Origin of the sequence: Avibacterium avium (assembly GCF_900454535.1) — a bacterium.
In the GTDB taxonomy this organism is placed as follows: domain Bacteria; phylum Pseudomonadota; class Gammaproteobacteria; order Enterobacterales; family Pasteurellaceae; genus Avibacterium; species Avibacterium avium.
Window position 1 is genome coordinate 1,065,363 of the sequence record NZ_UGSP01000001.1, and the last position, 16,213, is coordinate 1,081,575.

General features: G+C 42.6%; 17 protein-coding genes. 9 read left to right on the forward strand and 8 right to left on the reverse strand.

From position 1 onward, the window contains the following. Positions 1 to 3 precede the first annotated feature (3 nt). From rodA to rhlB, 5 genes are all read right to left on the reverse strand, one after another. Positions 4 to 1,119 (reverse strand): rod shape-determining protein RodA, encoded by a 1,116-nt coding sequence (rodA, locus tag DYC50_RS05360; RefSeq protein WP_115249308.1) that lies wholly within the window; start codon positions 1,117 to 1,119, stop codon positions 4 to 6. Next, a complete protein-coding gene (mrdA, locus tag DYC50_RS05365) occupies positions 1,119 to 3,056 on the reverse strand; it encodes a penicillin-binding protein 2 (RefSeq protein WP_115249309.1) in 1,938 nt (645 codons plus the stop codon). The genes rodA and mrdA overlap by 1 nt, the downstream gene beginning before the upstream one ends. 3 nt (positions 3,057 to 3,059) lie before the next feature. Beyond that, the gene (gene rlmH, locus DYC50_RS05370) at positions 3,060 to 3,527 is read right to left on the reverse strand and encodes a 23S rRNA (pseudouridine(1915)-N(3))-methyltransferase RlmH (RefSeq protein ID WP_017805627.1); all 468 of its coding nucleotides are present in this window, start codon (positions 3,525 to 3,527) and stop codon (positions 3,060 to 3,062) included. After that, a complete protein-coding gene (rsfS, locus tag DYC50_RS05375) occupies positions 3,528 to 3,839 on the reverse strand; it encodes a ribosome silencing factor (protein WP_115249310.1) in 312 nt (103 codons plus the stop codon). A gap of 149 nt (positions 3,840 to 3,988) precedes the next feature. Then, entirely contained in the window at positions 3,989 to 5,236 is a 1,248-nt protein-coding gene (gene rhlB, locus DYC50_RS05380) for an ATP-dependent RNA helicase RhlB (RefSeq protein WP_115250166.1), read from the reverse strand. Positions 5,237 to 5,712: 476 nt separating this feature from the next. Between rhlB and nrfA the strand changes: the two genes are divergently transcribed. The 9 genes from nrfA to DYC50_RS05425 all read left to right on the forward strand — a co-directional run bounded on the left by nrfA (position 5,713) and on the right by DYC50_RS05425 (position 14,882). Then, entirely contained in the window at positions 5,713 to 7,206 is a 1,494-nt protein-coding gene (gene nrfA, locus DYC50_RS05385) for an ammonia-forming nitrite reductase cytochrome c552 subunit (protein WP_416354730.1), read from the forward strand. 108 nt (positions 7,207 to 7,314) lie between these two features. Then, a complete protein-coding gene (gene nrfB / locus DYC50_RS05390; RefSeq protein WP_103853976.1) occupies positions 7,315 to 7,938 on the forward strand; it encodes a cytochrome c nitrite reductase pentaheme subunit in 624 nt (207 codons plus the stop codon). After that, the gene (gene nrfC / locus DYC50_RS05395) at positions 7,935 to 8,612 is read left to right on the forward strand and encodes a cytochrome c nitrite reductase Fe-S protein (RefSeq protein WP_103855746.1); all 678 of its coding nucleotides are present in this window, start codon (positions 7,935 to 7,937) and stop codon (positions 8,610 to 8,612) included. The genes nrfB and nrfC overlap by 4 nt, the downstream gene beginning before the upstream one ends. Further along, entirely contained in the window at positions 8,609 to 9,571 is a 963-nt protein-coding gene (gene nrfD / locus DYC50_RS05400) for a cytochrome c nitrite reductase subunit NrfD (protein WP_115249312.1), read from the forward strand. Before nrfC ends, nrfD begins: the two co-directional genes overlap by 4 nt. Before the next feature lie 258 nt (positions 9,572 to 9,829). Beyond that, a complete protein-coding gene (gene nrfE, locus DYC50_RS05405) occupies positions 9,830 to 11,749 on the forward strand; it encodes a heme lyase NrfEFG subunit NrfE (protein WP_115249313.1) in 1,920 nt (639 codons plus the stop codon). Continuing rightward, positions 11,742 to 12,338, forward strand: coding sequence for a DsbE family thiol:disulfide interchange protein (locus tag DYC50_RS05410; protein WP_115249314.1), 597 nt, complete (start codon positions 11,742 to 11,744; stop codon positions 12,336 to 12,338). The genes nrfE and DYC50_RS05410 overlap by 8 nt, the downstream gene beginning before the upstream one ends. Then, positions 12,335 to 12,805, forward strand: a complete 471-nt coding sequence (gene nrfF / locus DYC50_RS05415; RefSeq protein ID WP_115249315.1) for a heme lyase NrfEFG subunit NrfF — start codon at positions 12,335 to 12,337, stop codon at positions 12,803 to 12,805. The genes DYC50_RS05410 and nrfF overlap by 4 nt, the downstream gene beginning before the upstream one ends. Further along, positions 12,802 to 13,674 carry a tetratricopeptide repeat protein gene (locus DYC50_RS05420; protein ID WP_115249316.1) on the forward strand — a complete coding sequence of 291 codons (873 nt, stop codon included), beginning with the start codon at positions 12,802 to 12,804 and terminating at the stop codon, positions 13,672 to 13,674. The genes nrfF and DYC50_RS05420 overlap by 4 nt, the downstream gene beginning before the upstream one ends. Next, positions 13,671 to 14,882 (forward strand): BaiN/RdsA family NAD(P)/FAD-dependent oxidoreductase, encoded by a 1,212-nt coding sequence (locus DYC50_RS05425; RefSeq protein ID WP_115249317.1) that lies wholly within the window; start codon positions 13,671 to 13,673, stop codon positions 14,880 to 14,882. Before DYC50_RS05420 ends, DYC50_RS05425 begins: the two co-directional genes overlap by 4 nt. Positions 14,883 to 14,913: 31 nt before the next feature. On the opposite strand, the gene fur is transcribed toward DYC50_RS05425, so the two are convergent. The 3 genes from fur to ybfE are packed head-to-tail and all read right to left on the reverse strand — an operon-like array spanning position 14,914 to position 16,204. After that, positions 14,914 to 15,357 carry a ferric iron uptake transcriptional regulator gene (gene fur, locus DYC50_RS05430; RefSeq protein WP_115249318.1) on the reverse strand — a complete coding sequence of 148 codons (444 nt, stop codon included), beginning with the start codon at positions 15,355 to 15,357 and terminating at the stop codon, positions 14,914 to 14,916. A gap of 29 nt (positions 15,358 to 15,386) precedes the next feature. Beyond that, on the reverse strand, positions 15,387 to 15,914 hold the full coding sequence (gene fldA, locus DYC50_RS05435) for a flavodoxin FldA (RefSeq protein WP_115249319.1): 528 nt from the start codon (positions 15,912 to 15,914) through the stop codon (positions 15,387 to 15,389). 2 nt (positions 15,915 to 15,916) lie between these two features. Next, complete coding sequence (gene ybfE / locus DYC50_RS05440; protein ID WP_115249320.1) at positions 15,917 to 16,204, reverse strand: LexA regulated protein; 288 nt, start codon at positions 16,202 to 16,204, stop codon at positions 15,917 to 15,919. Between the last annotated feature and the right edge of the window lie 9 nt (positions 16,205 to 16,213).

A 16,213-nucleotide genomic window follows, 5' to 3' on the forward strand; every position in this document is an offset into this window, starting at 1 on the left:
GATTTATTTAGTTCCTTTAAAAAAATGTTCTTTGTGGGTGTGGATTGACATAATCAAGCCAAAACCTGCCATTAATGTTACAAAAGAAGTCCCTCCATAGCTCATTAACGGAAGCGGCACGCCCACTACGGGTAAAATGCCGCTCACCATTCCAATATTCACAAAAACATAAACAAAAAAGATCAGCGTTAATGCACCAACAAGAGTGCGACCGAAAGCATTTTGTGCTTCAACACCAATCATCAAACCTCTTGCCACAATAAATAAATAAAGGCACATCAAAATGGCAAAGCCAACCATTCCGTGTTCTTCACTTAATACGGCAAAGATAAAATCGGTATGGGGTTCAGGCAAAAATTCTAGTTGGGATTGCGTGCCTTGCATCCAACCTTTGCCCCAAATACCGCCTGAACCAATGGCAATTTTTGATTGCAAAATATGATAACCCGCGCCAAGGGGATCTTTTTCTGGATCAAGTAAGGTTAGCACCCTTGTGCGTTGATAATCGTGCATTAGGTAAAACCACATTATAGGGATAAAACCAGCCAGACCAATCACCGCAATTAAAATCAGCCACCAGCTCATTCCAGCCAGAAAAACAACGAAAATTCCAGACGCACTTACCAGAATTGATGTGCCTAAATCAGGCTGAATGGCAACCAATAGGGTAGGCACAATAATAATAAAGAGTGCGATAAAGGTATTTTTTAAAGTGGGCGGAAGCGGACGTTTGCCTAAATACACCGCCACCATTAATGGCACGGCCAATTTGACGATTTCCGAAGGCTGAAAACGGAACAAGCCGAGATCTAACCAACGCTGTGCGCCTTTACTGGTTGTTCCCACCAAATCCACTAAAATCAGCAATACTATGCCCACACCAAATAAATAAGGGGCGATGCCCTGATAAAAACGCGGGGAAAGCTGTGCCATCACAAACATCACCACAAAGCCAAGGGTAACTTGAATGATACGGTTGCGGAACATCATTTCATTGCCACCAGAAGCACTGTATAGCACTAATAACCCATAGGCGGAAATAATCACAAGACCAATAAATAACCAGAAATCAATGTGTAAACGCTGCCACAAGTTGAGCCAGATTTTCTTTTCACTCATTATTCTGTTTCCTCTTGTTGGGGTTGTGTTTCGTTCTGTTTATTTTCCATTTGACTTACTTGTGGAAGACGCTGATTAAGATAATAATCCATAATTTTTCTTACCACTGGGCCTGCGTTGCTACCGCCGCCACCGGCATTTTCTAAAATCACAGAAACCACAATTTTCGGATTTTCATAAGGGGCGTAGCCAATGAACCACGCGTGATCGTGCAATTCTTTGCTCAGCGATTTTGCGTTATAGGTTTGGTTTTCTTTTAAGCTGAAAACCTGCGCCGTGCCTGATTTTCCTGCAACGTGATAGTTCGTGCCAGCAAAGGCTTTACGCCCTGTCCCGTTGCTCGCATTAATCACGTTATACATACCGCGTTTGGCTTGCGCCCAATAGCTATCATTGGCTTCAATGTCGGGATATAACAAGGGATCTTTGTAAGGTTCAAAGAAAGAGCCTTCTACCCCTTTCATTAAGTGCGGTGTATTTACCTTGCCATTATTAATCAAGATGGCCAAAGCTTTTGCCACTTGCAATGGCGTTGCTGTCCAATAGCCTTGTCCAATACCCACGGAAATGGTATCACCTTGCAGCCAAGGTTTTTTATAGCGTTTTTGTTTCCACTCGCGCGAAGGCATAATTGCCGAGGTTTCTTCACGAATATCTAAACCCGTTGGCAGACCAAAACCAAAGGCTTTCATCCAACCAGAAAGTTTATCAATCCCCATATTGTAAGCGAGCTGATAAAAGTAGGTATCGGAAGATTCGGTAATCGCTTTATTGAGATCTGTATAGCCGTGGCCTGATTTTTTCCAGTCACGGAAACGTTTAGTGCTATTTGGCAACATCCAATAGCCCGGATCAAACACCGTTGTGCTTGGCGTGATCAAGGCTTCTTGCAACCCAGCTACTGCAATAAACGGTTTTACCGTAGAAGCGGGCGGATAAGCTCCTTGCGTAACGCGGCTATAAAGCGGACGCTCAGGATCTTCAAGCAGGCGTTTGTAATCTTTACCTGAAATGCCATCTACGAAAAGGTTATTGTCATAACTTGGGGTTGAAACCATCGCTAAAATGCTGCTATCTTTTGGATCTAGCACCACCACCGCGCCTTTATGCCCCGCTAACAGATCAGTGATATAACGTTGCAATTCTAAATCAATGGTGAGATGAATGCTTTTGCCCGCCACCGCAGGCTGTTCGCGCAGTTTACGGATCACCTTACCACGGTTGTTAATTTCTACTTCTTCAAAGCCCACTTCACCGTGTAATTGTTCTTCGTAATAGCGTTCGATACCGAGCTTGCCGATATTGTGCGAGCCAGCATAATTGGCGTATTTGTCTTCTTTTTTCAGGCGTTCCACATCTTTATCATTAATTTTTGCCACATAACCTAAAATATGGGTGAGCGGTTCGCCGTATAAATAATGACGTTTAAAATAAGGTTTAACGGATAAACTCGGGAATTGATGCTGATTTACCGCAAAACGTGCGATCTGTTCTTCAGTGAGATCAGGCTTGAGTAAAATGGACGTATAGCGCGAAGAACGGCGGCGTTCTTTCTTAAAATTCGCAATATCGTCTTCATTTAAGCCCACCATTTGCTTGAGCTGTTCAAAAGTGCGGTCTAAATTTTCTACTTTTTCTGGCACGATATATAAGCCAAAAAAGGTGAGATTTTCGGCAAGCAATTTGCCATAGCGATCGTAAATCAAACCGCGTGTTGGTGGCAGCGGCAATAATTTGATACGGTTACCGTTAGAACGGGTTTGATAAGTGTCATAATTGACGATTTGCAGATGATATAAATTGGTGAGTAAAATTGCAGACAGCCCAAGCACGCCTAAAAAAGACACCAAGGCGCGGCGAATAAACAGGTTGCGCTCCGCTTTTTTATCGCGGATCGGTTCCATTGTTGGCTGAGAAAGCAATTTCTTTAAATCCATTGATTACTCTCGATGATAAGGGTGATTGGTAGTAATCGACCAAGCACGATACAAACTCTCTGCCACCACCACGCGCACTAAAGGGTGGGGTAAGGTTAAAGGGGAAAGCGACCAGCTTTGTTCGGCGGCAGCTTTACATTCTGGCGATAAACCTTCAGGCCCGCCGATCAATAGGCATAAATCTCGTCCATCATTTTTCCAACCCTCCAGCTGTTGTGCCAGTTGTTCGGTTGTCCAAGGCTTACCGGGAATGTCTAAGGTAACAATCTTATTTCGCCCACAAGCCGCCAGCATTGCTTTGCCCTCTTGCTCCAAAATGCGTTTAATGTCTGCATTTTTGCCACGTTTGCCCGCAGGGATTTCGATTAGCTCAAAGGGCATATCCTTTGGGAAACGGCGTTGATATTCTTCAAAGCCTGTGGTTACCCAAGCTGGCATTTTTGTGCCTACCGCAATTAATTGGATCTTCATTTAGCCCCAAAGTTTCTCTAATTGATACATTTCGCGGCTGTCTGCTTGCATAATATGCACCATCGCTTGCCCGAAATCGACCACCACCCAATCGGCAGTAGCTTTGCCCTCTTCACCGAAGGATTCAAAACCCGCTTGCTTGCTTTCATCAATCAGTTTTTGCGCCAAAGAACTAATCTGGCGACTTGATGTGCCTGTGCAAATAATCATATTGTCCGTTACGCTTGATTTGCCTTGCACATCTAAATGTAAAATATCAACGGCTTTTAAATCGTCTAATTTGTTAATTAAAAAATCTACTAATGTTGTCATACGAAATGTTATCGCTCATTAAATTTGTGTGTTAAAAATCCGTCAATTCTATCACGAGATAAAACAGAAATAATAGAAAAAATCACCGCACTTTTCTGGTTTATGTTTTGTTTATAAAAGTACGGTGGAATTTTGGCGATTTTTTGAGATTAATAACGCTTTTTGAAATTGCGTTTATTATTTTGATAATGGCTTTGTCCAGTGCGTTTGCGGTAAGGTTTCGGCAAATCACTGAGTAGCGCTTGCGGATCATATTGGCTCACAGGAATGGAGTGGCCAATATATTCTTCAATGGCAGGTAAATTCATTGCATATTCTTCACAAGCAAAACTAATGGAAACGCCGCTTTCGCCTGCGCGCCCTGTGCGTCCAATGCGATGCACATAATCTTCGCGATCATCGGGCAAATCATAGTTGAAAACGTGCGTAACATCTGGAATATGCAAGCCACGCGCGGCAACATCGGTGGCCACTAAAATATCTAATTTGCCTTCAGTGAATTGTTGCAATAAGGCAAGGCGTTTTTTCTGTGCCACATCGCCTGTGAGTAGCCCCACACGATGCCCATCAGCGGCTAAATAGCCCCAAATTTCTTCGCAGCGATGTTTGGTGTTGGCGAAAATAATGCAACGCTCTGGCCATTCTTCTTCCAACAACGTCATTAATAACGCCATTTTGTCTTGGTTAGACGGATAAAACAGTTCTTCTTTAATGCGGTGGCCTGTTTTTTGCAGTGGCTCAACTTCCACATATTCAGGATCATTCATATCTTCAAAGGCAAGTTCACGCACTTTATAAGAAAGAGTCGCGGAAAAGAGCATTGTTAAGCGTTCAGCAGGGGGCGGACATTTCCGCAGTAAGTAGCGAATATCTTTGATAAAGCCTAGATCGAACATTCGATCTGCTTCATCTAGCACTACCACTTCAATATCCGTTAAACGAATAATGCCTTGTTTGACGTAATCAATCACGCGTCCTGTTGTGCCAATTAAAATATCAATGCCTTGCTCAATCACTTTAAGCTGTTTATCGTAGCCATCGCCCCCATAAGCTAGCCCCATTTTTAGCCCAGTGGCTTGTGAGAGCGCGGTGCCATCATTGCTAATTTGCACCGCAAGCTCGCGCGTGGGCGCTAAAATTAACGCTCGCGGTTGCTTGGCATTATGCTGCGAATTTTCGCTTAATAAATGATGAAAGGTAGCGGTGAGAAAGGCCATTGTTTTGCCTGTGCCTGTTTGCGCTTGCCCTGCTACATCACGCCCTGCAAGGGTGATTGGCAAAGAAAGGGCTTGGATTGGCGTGCAGTATTCAAAACCGTTTTTTTCTAAACACTGTAATACGCTTGGATTTAGCGGTAAATCAGCAAAACGTTGCTGAGTTAAATGATTATTTTGCATAGTTATCTGACTATTTTCGATTTTATGAGAAAAAATTGTGCTAAGCATAGCACGAAGGGCAGAAATCCCCAAAAATTCTTCTTTTCTATCTTCTTTATCTCTAAAAAAGCAATAAATAAGGTGTGGTTAAAAATGTAGCATTTATTGGTTGTTTTTTATTACTTCTTATTTTGTTTTGTAGCAAGAATAAATTACCCCGTTATGCTTAGAAAAGGCAAATTACCTAGCATTTTAATAACTCTTAAGAGTTATTTTTATGTGGCAAAAATAACTCAAAAAAGTTATTACTAATAAAAACATTGATCAAACGCAAAAAATAGCAAAATAGCGCTGAAAAATGAGAATGAATTTGTTATTTTTAAGCGCGAAAAACTTTCTCTTAATTCATTATCATATTGTTTTTAATGAGAAAAATTATCATTTATTGCTTAAGTTTATTTGTTGTACAACATTGATCAATGTATGGAGTAATTATCGTGAACATTTTCAGAAAAACTTTAGCTTCTCTGGCGATTGCTGGATTGACTTTAGTGTCTGCCCAACCTTTGATGGCGGCAGATAATAGTGTAGCAGAAAAGCGAGCTCCAACTCGTGAGGAATTAGTAAAACCAAATCCTGATTTGAAAATTCAAGCAATCAGTGAACAATTTGCTGAAAAATATCCAAAACAATATAACAGTTGGGCTGCAACCGCAGAATCTACGGAAATTGTTCCGGCAATTGAAGTTGATCCTAGAATGATCGTAATGTGGGGCGGTTATGCGTTCTCAAAAGAATATAACAAACCGCGCGGCCACTTTTATACCGTAACTGACGTGCGCAATATTTTGCGTACAGGTGCGCCGTTTGATGCTAACAGCGGCCCACAACCAATGGCGTGTTGGACGTGTAAAGGCCCAGATGTGCCACGTTTAATTGCTGAATGGGGTGAAGAAGAATACTTCAACGGCAAATGGGCAAAAGGTGGGGCTGAAGTGGTAAATTCTATCGGCTGTGCTGATTGTCACGACACCACATCAAAAGATTTTGCAGAAGGTAAACCTGCTTTACGTATTGCTCGTCCGCACGTTTTACGCGCCTTAGATGCGATCGGAAAAGACTTCGCACATTTAGACAAAACAGACAAACGTGGCGCAATTTGTGCTAACTGTCACGTTGAATATTACTTTGATAAAAAAGTGGTAAACAATGTGGTATTCCCTTGGATGAAAGGGGTAGATGTGGATAGTATGGAACAATACTATGACAATATCGAATTCTACGATTGGATTCACTCTATCTCTAAAACACCAATGTTAAAAGCACAGCACCCAGACTATGAAACTTGGTTACAAGGTACACACGGCAAAAATGGTGTAACCTGTGTGGATTGTCATATGCCAAAAGTACAAGGGGCTGATGGCAAAGTTTACACAGACCACAAAATTGGTAATCCGCTTGATTCTTTTGAAAACACCTGTGCAAACTGCCACGATCAAAGTAAAGAAACTTTAACCAAAGTGGTAGCAGGTCATAAAAAAGACATCAAAGATGTGATGATTAAACTTGAAGACCAAATCGTGAAAGCGCACTTTGAAGCGAAAGCGGCTTGGGACGCAGGTGCCACAGAAGAAGAAATGAAACCAGCATTACAAGCTATCCGTCACGCACAATGGCGTTGGGATTATTCTGCTGCGGGCCACGGTGGTCATATTCACGCACCAGATATTATCTTAAAAACCATTGCAACAGGCTTAGATCGTATTGCTGACGCGCGTACTAAATTAGCCATTATTCTCACCAAACACGGTGTGAAACAGCCAATCAATTACCCAGATATTTCAACAGCTGAAAATGCGTGGAAAGCAATGGGCATTGATATTGAAAAAGAACGTGCAGCGAAAGCGAAATTCCTCAAAGAAGTTGTTCCACAATGGAATAAAGAAGCGTTAGAAAAAGGCTTAATGGAGAAAGCTCCACCAGCAAAATAAGCCAAAAAGTAACCGCACTTTATTAAGTGCCGACTTAGGAAGAAACCTTAAAGTAGGAAGAAAACTAAAGTGCGGTCTATTTTGAACGAAAATTTGAGGTAATAAGAAATGAACGTTGTATTAAAGAAAATGGTAAAGCTTACCGCCTTATTAGGGGCGATGATCTTGGCTTTGCCTGCACAAGCTAATACAGAAAACACTGAATTAAGCTATCAACCTACGTTAGAAAATCAGCGTAATCCAAATGAATACTGTGCGAAATGCCACAAATTAGAAGCCACTGATGAACAATCGGGCGGTGATTTACATTTTGGTAAATTCCACGGTACGCACTTATCCAAAACCAATCCAAGCACAGGCAAGCCAATTACTTGTGTGAGCTGCCACGGTAATATCTCTGAAAATCACCGCCGTGGTGCAAAAGATGTAATGCGTTTTGAAAGCGATATTTTCTCTGACAAAAAACCAATGTTCTCTGTGCAAGAGCAAAATCAAGTTTGCTTCTCTTGTCACCGTCCTGAAAAATTACGCGAGAAACTTTGGGCGCACGATGTTCACGCAATGAAATTGCCTTGTGCTGCGTGCCATACCTTGCACCCAGAAAAAGACGCAATGAAAGGCATTGAGAAAAAACAACGTGTTAAACTTTGCGTGGATTGTCACGGAGAACAACAAAAACGCAAAGCCTTAAAAGATCTTGACCCGACCAGCGAACAAAAGGATAACAAATGACAACTTGCTCACGCCGTAATTTTGTTTCTGGAATGGGTGCTTTGATCCTAATGACAGGAACAACAATTAAGTCAGTAGCACAAGATAAGGCAGAAGAAAAGCCAATTCGTTATGCAATGTTGCACGATGAAACCGCTTGTATTGGTTGTACCGCTTGTATGGACGCGTGCCGTGAAACCAACCAAGTGCCAGAAGGCGTTTCACGTTTAGAAATTATTCGTAGCGAACCTTATGGCGAATTTCCTGACGTGAAATATGAGTTTTTCCGTCATTCGTGCCAGCATTGTACCAATGCACCTTGTGTTGCTGTGTGTCCAACAGGGGCTTCATATATTGATGCCTCCACTGGTATTGTTGATGTGCATAAAGATTTGTGCGTAGGCTGCCAATACTGTATTGCCGTATGCCCATATCGCGTGCGCTTTATCCACCCTGTGTATAAATCCGCAGATAAATGTAACTTCTGTCGCGATACGAATTTGGCAAAAGGCAAACAGCCAGCTTGTGTAGAAGCTTGCCCAACCAAAGCCCTAACCTTTGGGGATACCAACGATCCGCAAAGTGAAATTTCTTTGAAACTGAAAGAAAAACAAACCTATCGTACAAAAGTTGAATTAGGTACAGATCCAAATCTTTACCACGTTCCAGCTAGAGCAGGGGAGATCAGACGATGAACAGTCCATTTCATTTCCCATCTTTAGTGTGGGACGGGCCGATTGCGATTTATCTCTTTTTATTAGGGATTTCCGCAGGGGCGACAATGCTTGCGGTATTGCTAAAACGTGCAGGATTAGCAGGGGAACGCCCGGAAGAAAACAATATCTTAAAGGTTAATGCCTTGCTTGCACCGATTAGCATTACCATTGGTTTATTGCTATTGATTTTCCACTTAACCAAGCCTTGGACATTCTGGTACTTAATGTTCAATTATCACCACACCTCCATTATGTCCGCAGGGGTGATGTTGTTCCAAGTGTATATGTTGTTCTTGGTGTTATGGTTAGCGATTATCTTCAAATCACTGGTGTTAAGCCTTGTTAAACGCTTTGTACCGAAACTTGCGAATCTTGCAGAGAAAATCATTGATATTGCTGCTAAATTTACTAATGCTATTGAGATCATTACTTTATTGCTCAGCGTGGCGTTAGGGGCATATACAGGGTTCTTACTTTCAGCATTAGTGAGCTATCCAATGCTGAATAACCCTGTCTTGCCGGTGTTATTCTTGGCATCAGGTACGTCATCGGGCATTGCGGCATTGATTTTCTTCACCATTTTATGCACCAAAGAAAGCACTCATTCTAAAGGCTTGGCGTTCTTGCATAAATTTGAACAGCCAGTGGTGTTGATTGAAGCCTTCTTATTGTTCGCTTTCTTCTTTGGTTTATACCTTGGTGGCGGACAAAAAACCGTGGCATTTCACACCGCACTTTCGGGTGGCTTCTGGGCGGATGTCTTCTGGATCGGCGTGGTAGGCATTGGGATTGTGTTACCTCTCTTACTCAACGCTGTTGCAGGTGAGAAACTCAAACACCAAAAAGGTTTTATGCTGATTGTGGCAGGATTGGGGTTAATCGGGGTACTTTGCTTGCGTTACTTCATTTTATACGCAGGGCAAATGACTTTAGCCTAACAAAAATCCATCAATGATGATCAGGGCGAACCAAGGTGTTCGCCTTTATTTTAATGGCGTTTTTTGCTGTAAATCCCCTAATGGCAAAGGGAAAACTGACGAGAAAAGTCATTTGCAGAAAATAAAGTGCGGTGCATTTTTACGCATTTTTATCACTGATTGAATTTAGAATGAGCTTGATGATTTTTCTGCATAACACAATGACATTGTTACGCATTTTCTCTAAAATACACAACAAATTAACCAACGAATATGACAATGATCCCAGAACTTGCTTTTCTTGCTTTACTTTTTGCTCTTGTTTCCGCATTGCTGTTGGCGATTGTGCCGCATATTGGGATTAAACAAGGCAATCCACGCCTAATTACATCGGCGTGGAATTTGAGTTATCTGTTTGGGATTTTTACCACCCTTTCCTTGCTTGGGCTAGCTTATTGCTTTGTGACTGATGATTTTTCCGTGCAATATGTGGCGGCACATTCCAATTCTGCCTTACCGCGATTTTTCAAAATTGCTGCTACTTGGGGCGGACACGAAGGCTCAATGCTGTTTTGGTTATTTTCGTTGGGATTATGGACAATGGCCTTTGCCTTTTTTAGCCGTAAAATCGACCCTATTATTGCTAGCCGAACCCTGTCTATTTTAGGCTTGCTGTGTTTTGGCTTTGCGCTGTTTATCGTATTTTTCTCCAATCCTTTTGAGCGTTTATTTCCTAGCCCTTTAGAAGGGCGTGATCTTAACCCGATGCTGCAAGATGTAGGATTAATTTTTCACCCTCCGTTGCTTTATTTTGGCTATGTAGGCTTTGCGGTGAATTTTGCCCTCACCCTTGCTACTTTTTTAAGCGGACATTTTGATGCCGCGCTGGCTCGCTGGACACGTCCTTGGGTGCTGGTTTCTTGGTTCTTTTTAACCTTAGGCATAATGCTCGGCGCGTGGTGGGCATATTACGAGCTTGGCTGGGGCGGTTGGTGGTTCTGGGACCCAGTTGAAAACGCCTCATTAATGCCGTGGTTGCTTGGGCTAGGGTTATTGCATAGTTTATCCGTGAGTGAGCAACGTGGCGTTTTCCATTATTGGACGATTTTATTTTCCCTGTTTGCCTTTGCGTTCAGTTTATTAGGTACGTTTATTGTGCGTTCGGGCGTGCTAACTTCTGTACACGCTTTTGCTATGGACGGAGAGCGGGGAATGGCCTTGTTAATGCTCTTTTTCTTGCTCACCACTTGCTCGCTCACCTTATTTGCGCTGAAAGTGAATGTGCGCCCAAGTGAAAATAGTGCGGTGCATTTTTCCTTTTTTTCTAAAGAAAGCCTAATGCTCATAGCGAATATTTTGGTGGCGGTCGCCACGGCAAGCGTATTTTTAGGCACATTTTATCCAATGCTATTTAGCGCAATGGGCTGGGGTTCGATTTCTGTCGGCGCACCTTACTTTAACACCATTTTCTTGCCCCTTATTGTGCTGGCATTGCTGGCGATGATTTTTGTCGTCAGTGCATTTTGGAAAAAAATCCACCGCACTTTGTTGCGCCGCAATGTCTTATTGCTGATTCCTGCCTGTGGGCTTGCTTATGCAATGATCGCATTCACCATTCAAAATGATGAAACCTTACATTTTCAGGTCTTGCCCTTCGCGTTAATTAGCTTGGCATTTTGGTTGCTTGGCGTTACCCTTTGGGGGGCGTGGCGATCCCTTTCCTTAAAGCGTTGGGCAATGGTGATCGCCCATTGTGGGTTAGCACTTACGGTGATTGGCGCAACAATGTCGAGCTATTTTGCCAGTGAAATTGGCGTGCGTTTATCGCCTAACCAAAGCCAAATGCTCAACGGCTATGCGTTTCACTACCTTGGTTTTCGTAATGAACTCGGGCCGAATTACACCAGTGAAGTCGCGCAATTTGAGATAACAAAAAACGGCGAAAAAATCACCGCACTTTGTCCTGAACGCCGTTATTACGAAGTGCGCACGATGAATATGTCGGAAGTGGGGCTATATTGGAACTTGCTTGGCGATATTTATATTGTGATGGGTGATAAACTTGGCGCGGGCGAATTTTCGTTCCGTCTGCATTACAAGCCTTTTGTTCGTTGGCTGTGGATTGGTGCAACCTTAATGGCGTTTGGTGCATTATTGAGCGCCTTTGCCTTACGCACAAGGAGAGCGAAAGATGAATAGAAAAATCATTGTGTTTTTACCCTTATTCTTGATCATTGCAGTCTGTGGTCTTTTGTTGCTAGGGCTGCATAATGATCCGAAAAAAATTGCCTCCGCGTTAATTGGTAAGCCCGTGCCTGAATTTTATCAAAGTGATCTGCTTGAGCCTGAAATCAATGTAAGCAACGCATCTTTGCCAAAAGAAATTTATCTCATTAATGTATGGGGCAGCTGGTGTGCCTATTGCAAGCAAGAACACGCCTTTTTGATGCGCTTGCAACAACAGGGTGTGCCGATTGTGGGGCTAAATTATCGAGATAAACGGCAAAATGCCTTGCTAATGTTGCAGGAAATGGGCAATCCTTTTCATCAGGTGATTGATGATAGCAAAGGCTTATTCGCGATGAAATTGGGTGTGGACGGCGTGCCAGAAACCTATTTGGTTGATGCCAACGGCATTATTCGTTATCGCTATTCAGGATCGTTGGATCAGCAAATTTGGCAACAAGAATTTCTGCCCTTATGGCAAAAATTGGCAAAGAATGCACCGTACTTAGCGTTGCAAGAAACGGTTAAGAAAGAAACGGCTAAACAGGAAGGAAAAGAATGAAAAAGTGGTGGTTAGTCGTCATAACATTTTTCGCAATCAGCCAACTGGCTCAGGCAGAAATGGTGGATACCTTTGAATTTAGCAACCCTGCCGAGCGCACCCGAGCCGTAGCCTTGGCAAAATCCCTGCGTTGCCCACAATGCCAAAATCAAAACTTGGTGGAATCCAATTCGCCCATTGCTTATGATCTGCGTATTGAAGTATATAAAATGGTGGAAGCCGGCAGCAGCAATGAGCAAATTATTGACGTGATGACGAGCCGCTTCGGTGATTTTGTGCGTTATAATCCGCCAGTGAAATCCACCACCCTGTTATTGTGGGGCTTGCCTTTCTTCTTGCTATTGCTTGGGGCGCTAGCAATGTGGCGAATGTTGCGCATGAAGCAAAAGCCGCAAAATTCAGCGCTCAGCACAGAGCAGCAACAAGCATTAAACAGTTTATTAGCCAAAACGGATAAATCAGAATGACTTTTTTCATCGGCGTAACCCTTTTACTCTTGATTAGCCTTGGGCTTTGGCTGCCTTTTGGGCGCGGAATCAATTGGCAGAAAAATTATCGCCAACAGCAAAATATCGCCCTTTATCAGCAACAAACGAAAGGTCAGCTTGATCCAGAATTGGCGCAGGAATTTGCCCAACGTTTACTTGATGATGAAAAACAGCTTGAAAAACAACCGCACTTTGTGATGGCTTCAACATTGAAAAGCCGCCCTTATTTTGTGGTATTGAACCTATTATTGATTGCGTTGCCTATGGGATATTATTTTTCCCTTGATCGCTTTTCTGCTGAACAGCAATATCAGCAGCAACTTCAAACGAAGCAATTGCTTACAACGCAGTCTACCGATCCCTTCGTTGAATCATTTAATGGGCAAAGTGCGGGGCAAAAAAATGAAACTTATGCGGAAAAAATTGAGCAACGTTTACGTCAAAATCCCAACAATAGTGAGGCTTGGATCGAGTTAGGGCAGGCTTATATGCAAAATAATGAGTTTGATGATGCCTTGGTCGCTTATTCTTATGCCGATCGCCTAACAGGCGGAAAACCCGCAATTTTAGGCTTGGCGGCAAATGCGTTGTATCAAAAAGCAGGGCAAAAAATCACCCCACAGGTTCAAGCTATGCTTGCTCAAGCGCTCTCGCAAGATCCGAAAGAAGCATCGAGTTTATCGCTGTTAGCTGGGGAAGCCTTTGTGCAAACGGATTATCCCAAAGCCATTGCCCTTTGGCAAAAGGTGCTAGATTCGGATAAATCTGGGATCGATCGGCGCACTATTATTCAAAGTATGCAAATGGCAGAGATGCTACAAAACGCCAAAAAAGGAGCCGCGCAATGACACCTTATTTTTCTGATACGCTGATTATTGGTGCAGGGGCAGCAGGGCTGTTTTGTGCTGGTCAGCTTGGCAAGCAAGGCAAACAGGTGACGGTTTTAGATAGCGGTAAAAAAGCGGGACGGAAGATTTTGATGTCGGGCGGTGGCTTTTGTAATTTCACTAATTTAGAGGTTACGCCACAGCATTATCTTTCGCACAATCCTCATTTTGTGAAATCTGCTTTAGCGCGTTTTACCCAATGGGATTTTATCGCCTTAGTGGCGGAATATGGCATTGCTTATCACGAAAAAGAACTTGGACAACTGTTTTGTGATGAAAGCGCGCAACAGATTGTGGATTTATTGCTCACGGAATGTGAGAAACATCAGGTTAATATTCAATTACGTCAGCACATAGAACAAGTTTCCGCCTTGGAGAATGGTGGTTTTGCCGTGCAAGCGAATGGACAAACTTGGCATTGTCATCAGCTTGTGGTGGCAACAGGTGGGCTTTCAATGCCGGCTTTAGGTGCTTCCCCTTTGGGCTATCAAATTGCTGAACAGTTTGGCTTGGGCGTGATCCCACCGCGTGCGTCCCTTGTACCATTCCGTTGGCGAGAAACAGAGCAATTTTACACCGCACTTGCTGGCGTTTCTTTGCCTGTGCGTGTGAGTGCTGAAAATGGGCAGTCTTTCTTCAATCAATTATTATTTACCCACCGTGGTATTTCTGGGCCGGCGATCTTACAAATTTCTAATTATTGGCAGCCTAGTGAGTGGGTGGAAGTGGATTTATTACCCAATCAATCCATTGGCGATTATTTGCAGGAATTACGCCAAACCTCGCCGAAATTGCAGTTAAAAACCGCATTATCACGCGTTCTGCCAACGAAATTAGTGGAGCTTTGGCAAGAGCGTGAGATGATCCCAACGGAAACCTTGGCGAATTTAAGCAAAGTGCGGTTGGAAAATTTAGAAAATTTCATTCATCATTGGAAAATTTTCCCTAATGGCACGGAGGGCTATCGAACCGCAGAAGTCACAATGGGCGGTGTGGATACGCACGAAATTTCGTCAAAAACAATGGAAAGTAGCAAAGTCAAAGGGCTGTATTTTATTGGTGAAGTGCTAGATGTGACCGGCTGGCTTGGTGGTTATAACTTTCAATGGGCGTGGAGTTCCGCTTATGCCTGCGCAAGCCATATTGGTGAGCAGGGAAAGCCTGAATAACAAAATGGCTGGTATGAAACCAGCCAATTTTTTATTTCTCTTTATCTTTTTCATCACAGTTATCAATATCACTACATTTTCCGTAAAGATATAAACTGTGAGTTTTTAACTTAATACCGTGTTGTTCGCTGATTTGTTTTTGTCGTTGTTCAATGATTTCATCATTAAATTCAAACACTTTGCCACAATCCACGCAAATAATGTGATCGTGATGCTCGCTCGGTGCAAGTTCAAAAACGGATTTATTTCCTTCAAAATTATGGCGAATCAGGATATTTGCTTCGTCAAATTGATTAAGCACACGGTAAACAGTGGCTAAGCCAATATCTTCACCACGTTCAAGCAATAGTTTATAAACATCTTCTGCAGAAAAATGCGACATACTATGTTCTTGCATTAACGCTAAAATCGTTAAGCGTGGTTCGGTGATTTTTAACCCCGCTTTTTTAAGAAGTTTGATATTTTCTTCAGACATAATGTTTCCTTTCTTTTGCTCTTGGTGGGTTATTCAACTAACTCAGCTAAACACATTTCATCAAAAACTTGTTTTGTCCATTTCTCAACACGTTCTGCGGTGAGTTCTGGCTGACGATCTTCATCAATACATAAACCAACAAAGGTGTTTTCATCAACCAATGCCTGGGAAACTTCAAAGGTGTAACCTTCTGTTGGCCAATGACCTACGATAATCGCGCCTTTCGGTTCGATAATATCGCGCACCGTTCCCATTGCATCGCAGAAATATTCGGCATAGTCTTCTTGGTCGCCACAACCAAAAATGGCCACTAATTTATCGGTGAAGTCAATTTCTTCTAAGGTTGGAAAAAAGTCGTCCCAGTCGCACTGCGCTTCGCCATAGTACCAAGTTGGGATACCAATCATTAAAAAGTCATAGGCTTCAATATCTTCTTTTGTGCTTTTGGCGATATCACGAATATCCACCACTTCTGAGCCTAATTGTTTTTGAATCATTCGTGCAATGTTTTCAGTATTGCCCGTATCACTACCATAAAATAAACCAACGATAGCCATTTTTATTTCCTATGTTCTTGAAATTTAAAATATTCTTGTAAAATCGTTACGATTAACTCTGAACGACTAACACGCTGTACAGACGCTAAATCTTCTAATTTTTGAACAATATCCGTATGCAATTTTAGCTCAACACGCTTTAGCCCACAGGATTTATCCCGTTTAAGCTGATTGCGTTTGTTGATACGGAGTTGTTGTTCTCGGGTCAGCGGATTTGTTTTTGGGCGTCCCACTTTGGGTGTGTTAGCAAACAGATCTAAGGTTATGCAATCTGCATCTTGTTTTGCCATTTTTCAAAT

Coding starts and splice junctions, on each gene's coding strand:
- nrfD (WP_115249312.1), top strand. CDS start 8,609: ATGAACAGTCCATTTCATTTCCCATCTTTAGTGTGGGACGGGCCGATT.
- rsfS (WP_115249310.1), bottom strand. CDS start 3,839: ATGACAACATTAGTAGATTTTTTAATTAACAAATTAGACGATTTAAAA.
- nrfC (WP_103855746.1), top strand. CDS start 7,935: ATGACAACTTGCTCACGCCGTAATTTTGTTTCTGGAATGGGTGCTTTG.
- DYC50_RS05410 (WP_115249314.1), top strand. CDS start 11,742: ATGAATAGAAAAATCATTGTGTTTTTACCCTTATTCTTGATCATTGCA.
- fldA (WP_115249319.1), bottom strand. CDS start 15,914: ATGGCTATCGTTGGTTTATTTTATGGTAGTGATACGGGCAATACTGAA.
- rlmH (WP_017805627.1), bottom strand. CDS start 3,527: ATGAAGATCCAATTAATTGCGGTAGGCACAAAAATGCCAGCTTGGGTA.
- nrfE (WP_115249313.1), top strand. CDS start 9,830: ATGATCCCAGAACTTGCTTTTCTTGCTTTACTTTTTGCTCTTGTTTCC.
- fur (WP_115249318.1), bottom strand. CDS start 15,357: ATGTCTGAAGAAAATATCAAACTTCTTAAAAAAGCGGGGTTAAAAATC.
- rodA (WP_115249308.1), bottom strand. CDS start 1,119: ATGAGTGAAAAGAAAATCTGGCTCAACTTGTGGCAGCGTTTACACATT.
- DYC50_RS05420 (WP_115249316.1), top strand. CDS start 12,802: ATGACTTTTTTCATCGGCGTAACCCTTTTACTCTTGATTAGCCTTGGG.
- mrdA (WP_115249309.1), bottom strand. CDS start 3,056: ATGGATTTAAAGAAATTGCTTTCTCAGCCAACAATGGAACCGATCCGC.
- nrfF (WP_115249315.1), top strand. CDS start 12,335: ATGAAAAAGTGGTGGTTAGTCGTCATAACATTTTTCGCAATCAGCCAA.
- ybfE (WP_115249320.1), bottom strand. CDS start 16,204: ATGGCAAAACAAGATGCAGATTGCATAACCTTAGATCTGTTTGCTAAC.
- nrfB (WP_103853976.1), top strand. CDS start 7,315: ATGAACGTTGTATTAAAGAAAATGGTAAAGCTTACCGCCTTATTAGGG.
- DYC50_RS05425 (WP_115249317.1), top strand. CDS start 13,671: ATGACACCTTATTTTTCTGATACGCTGATTATTGGTGCAGGGGCAGCA.
- rhlB (WP_115250166.1), bottom strand. CDS start 5,236: ATGCAAAATAATCATTTAACTCAGCAACGTTTTGCTGATTTACCGCTA.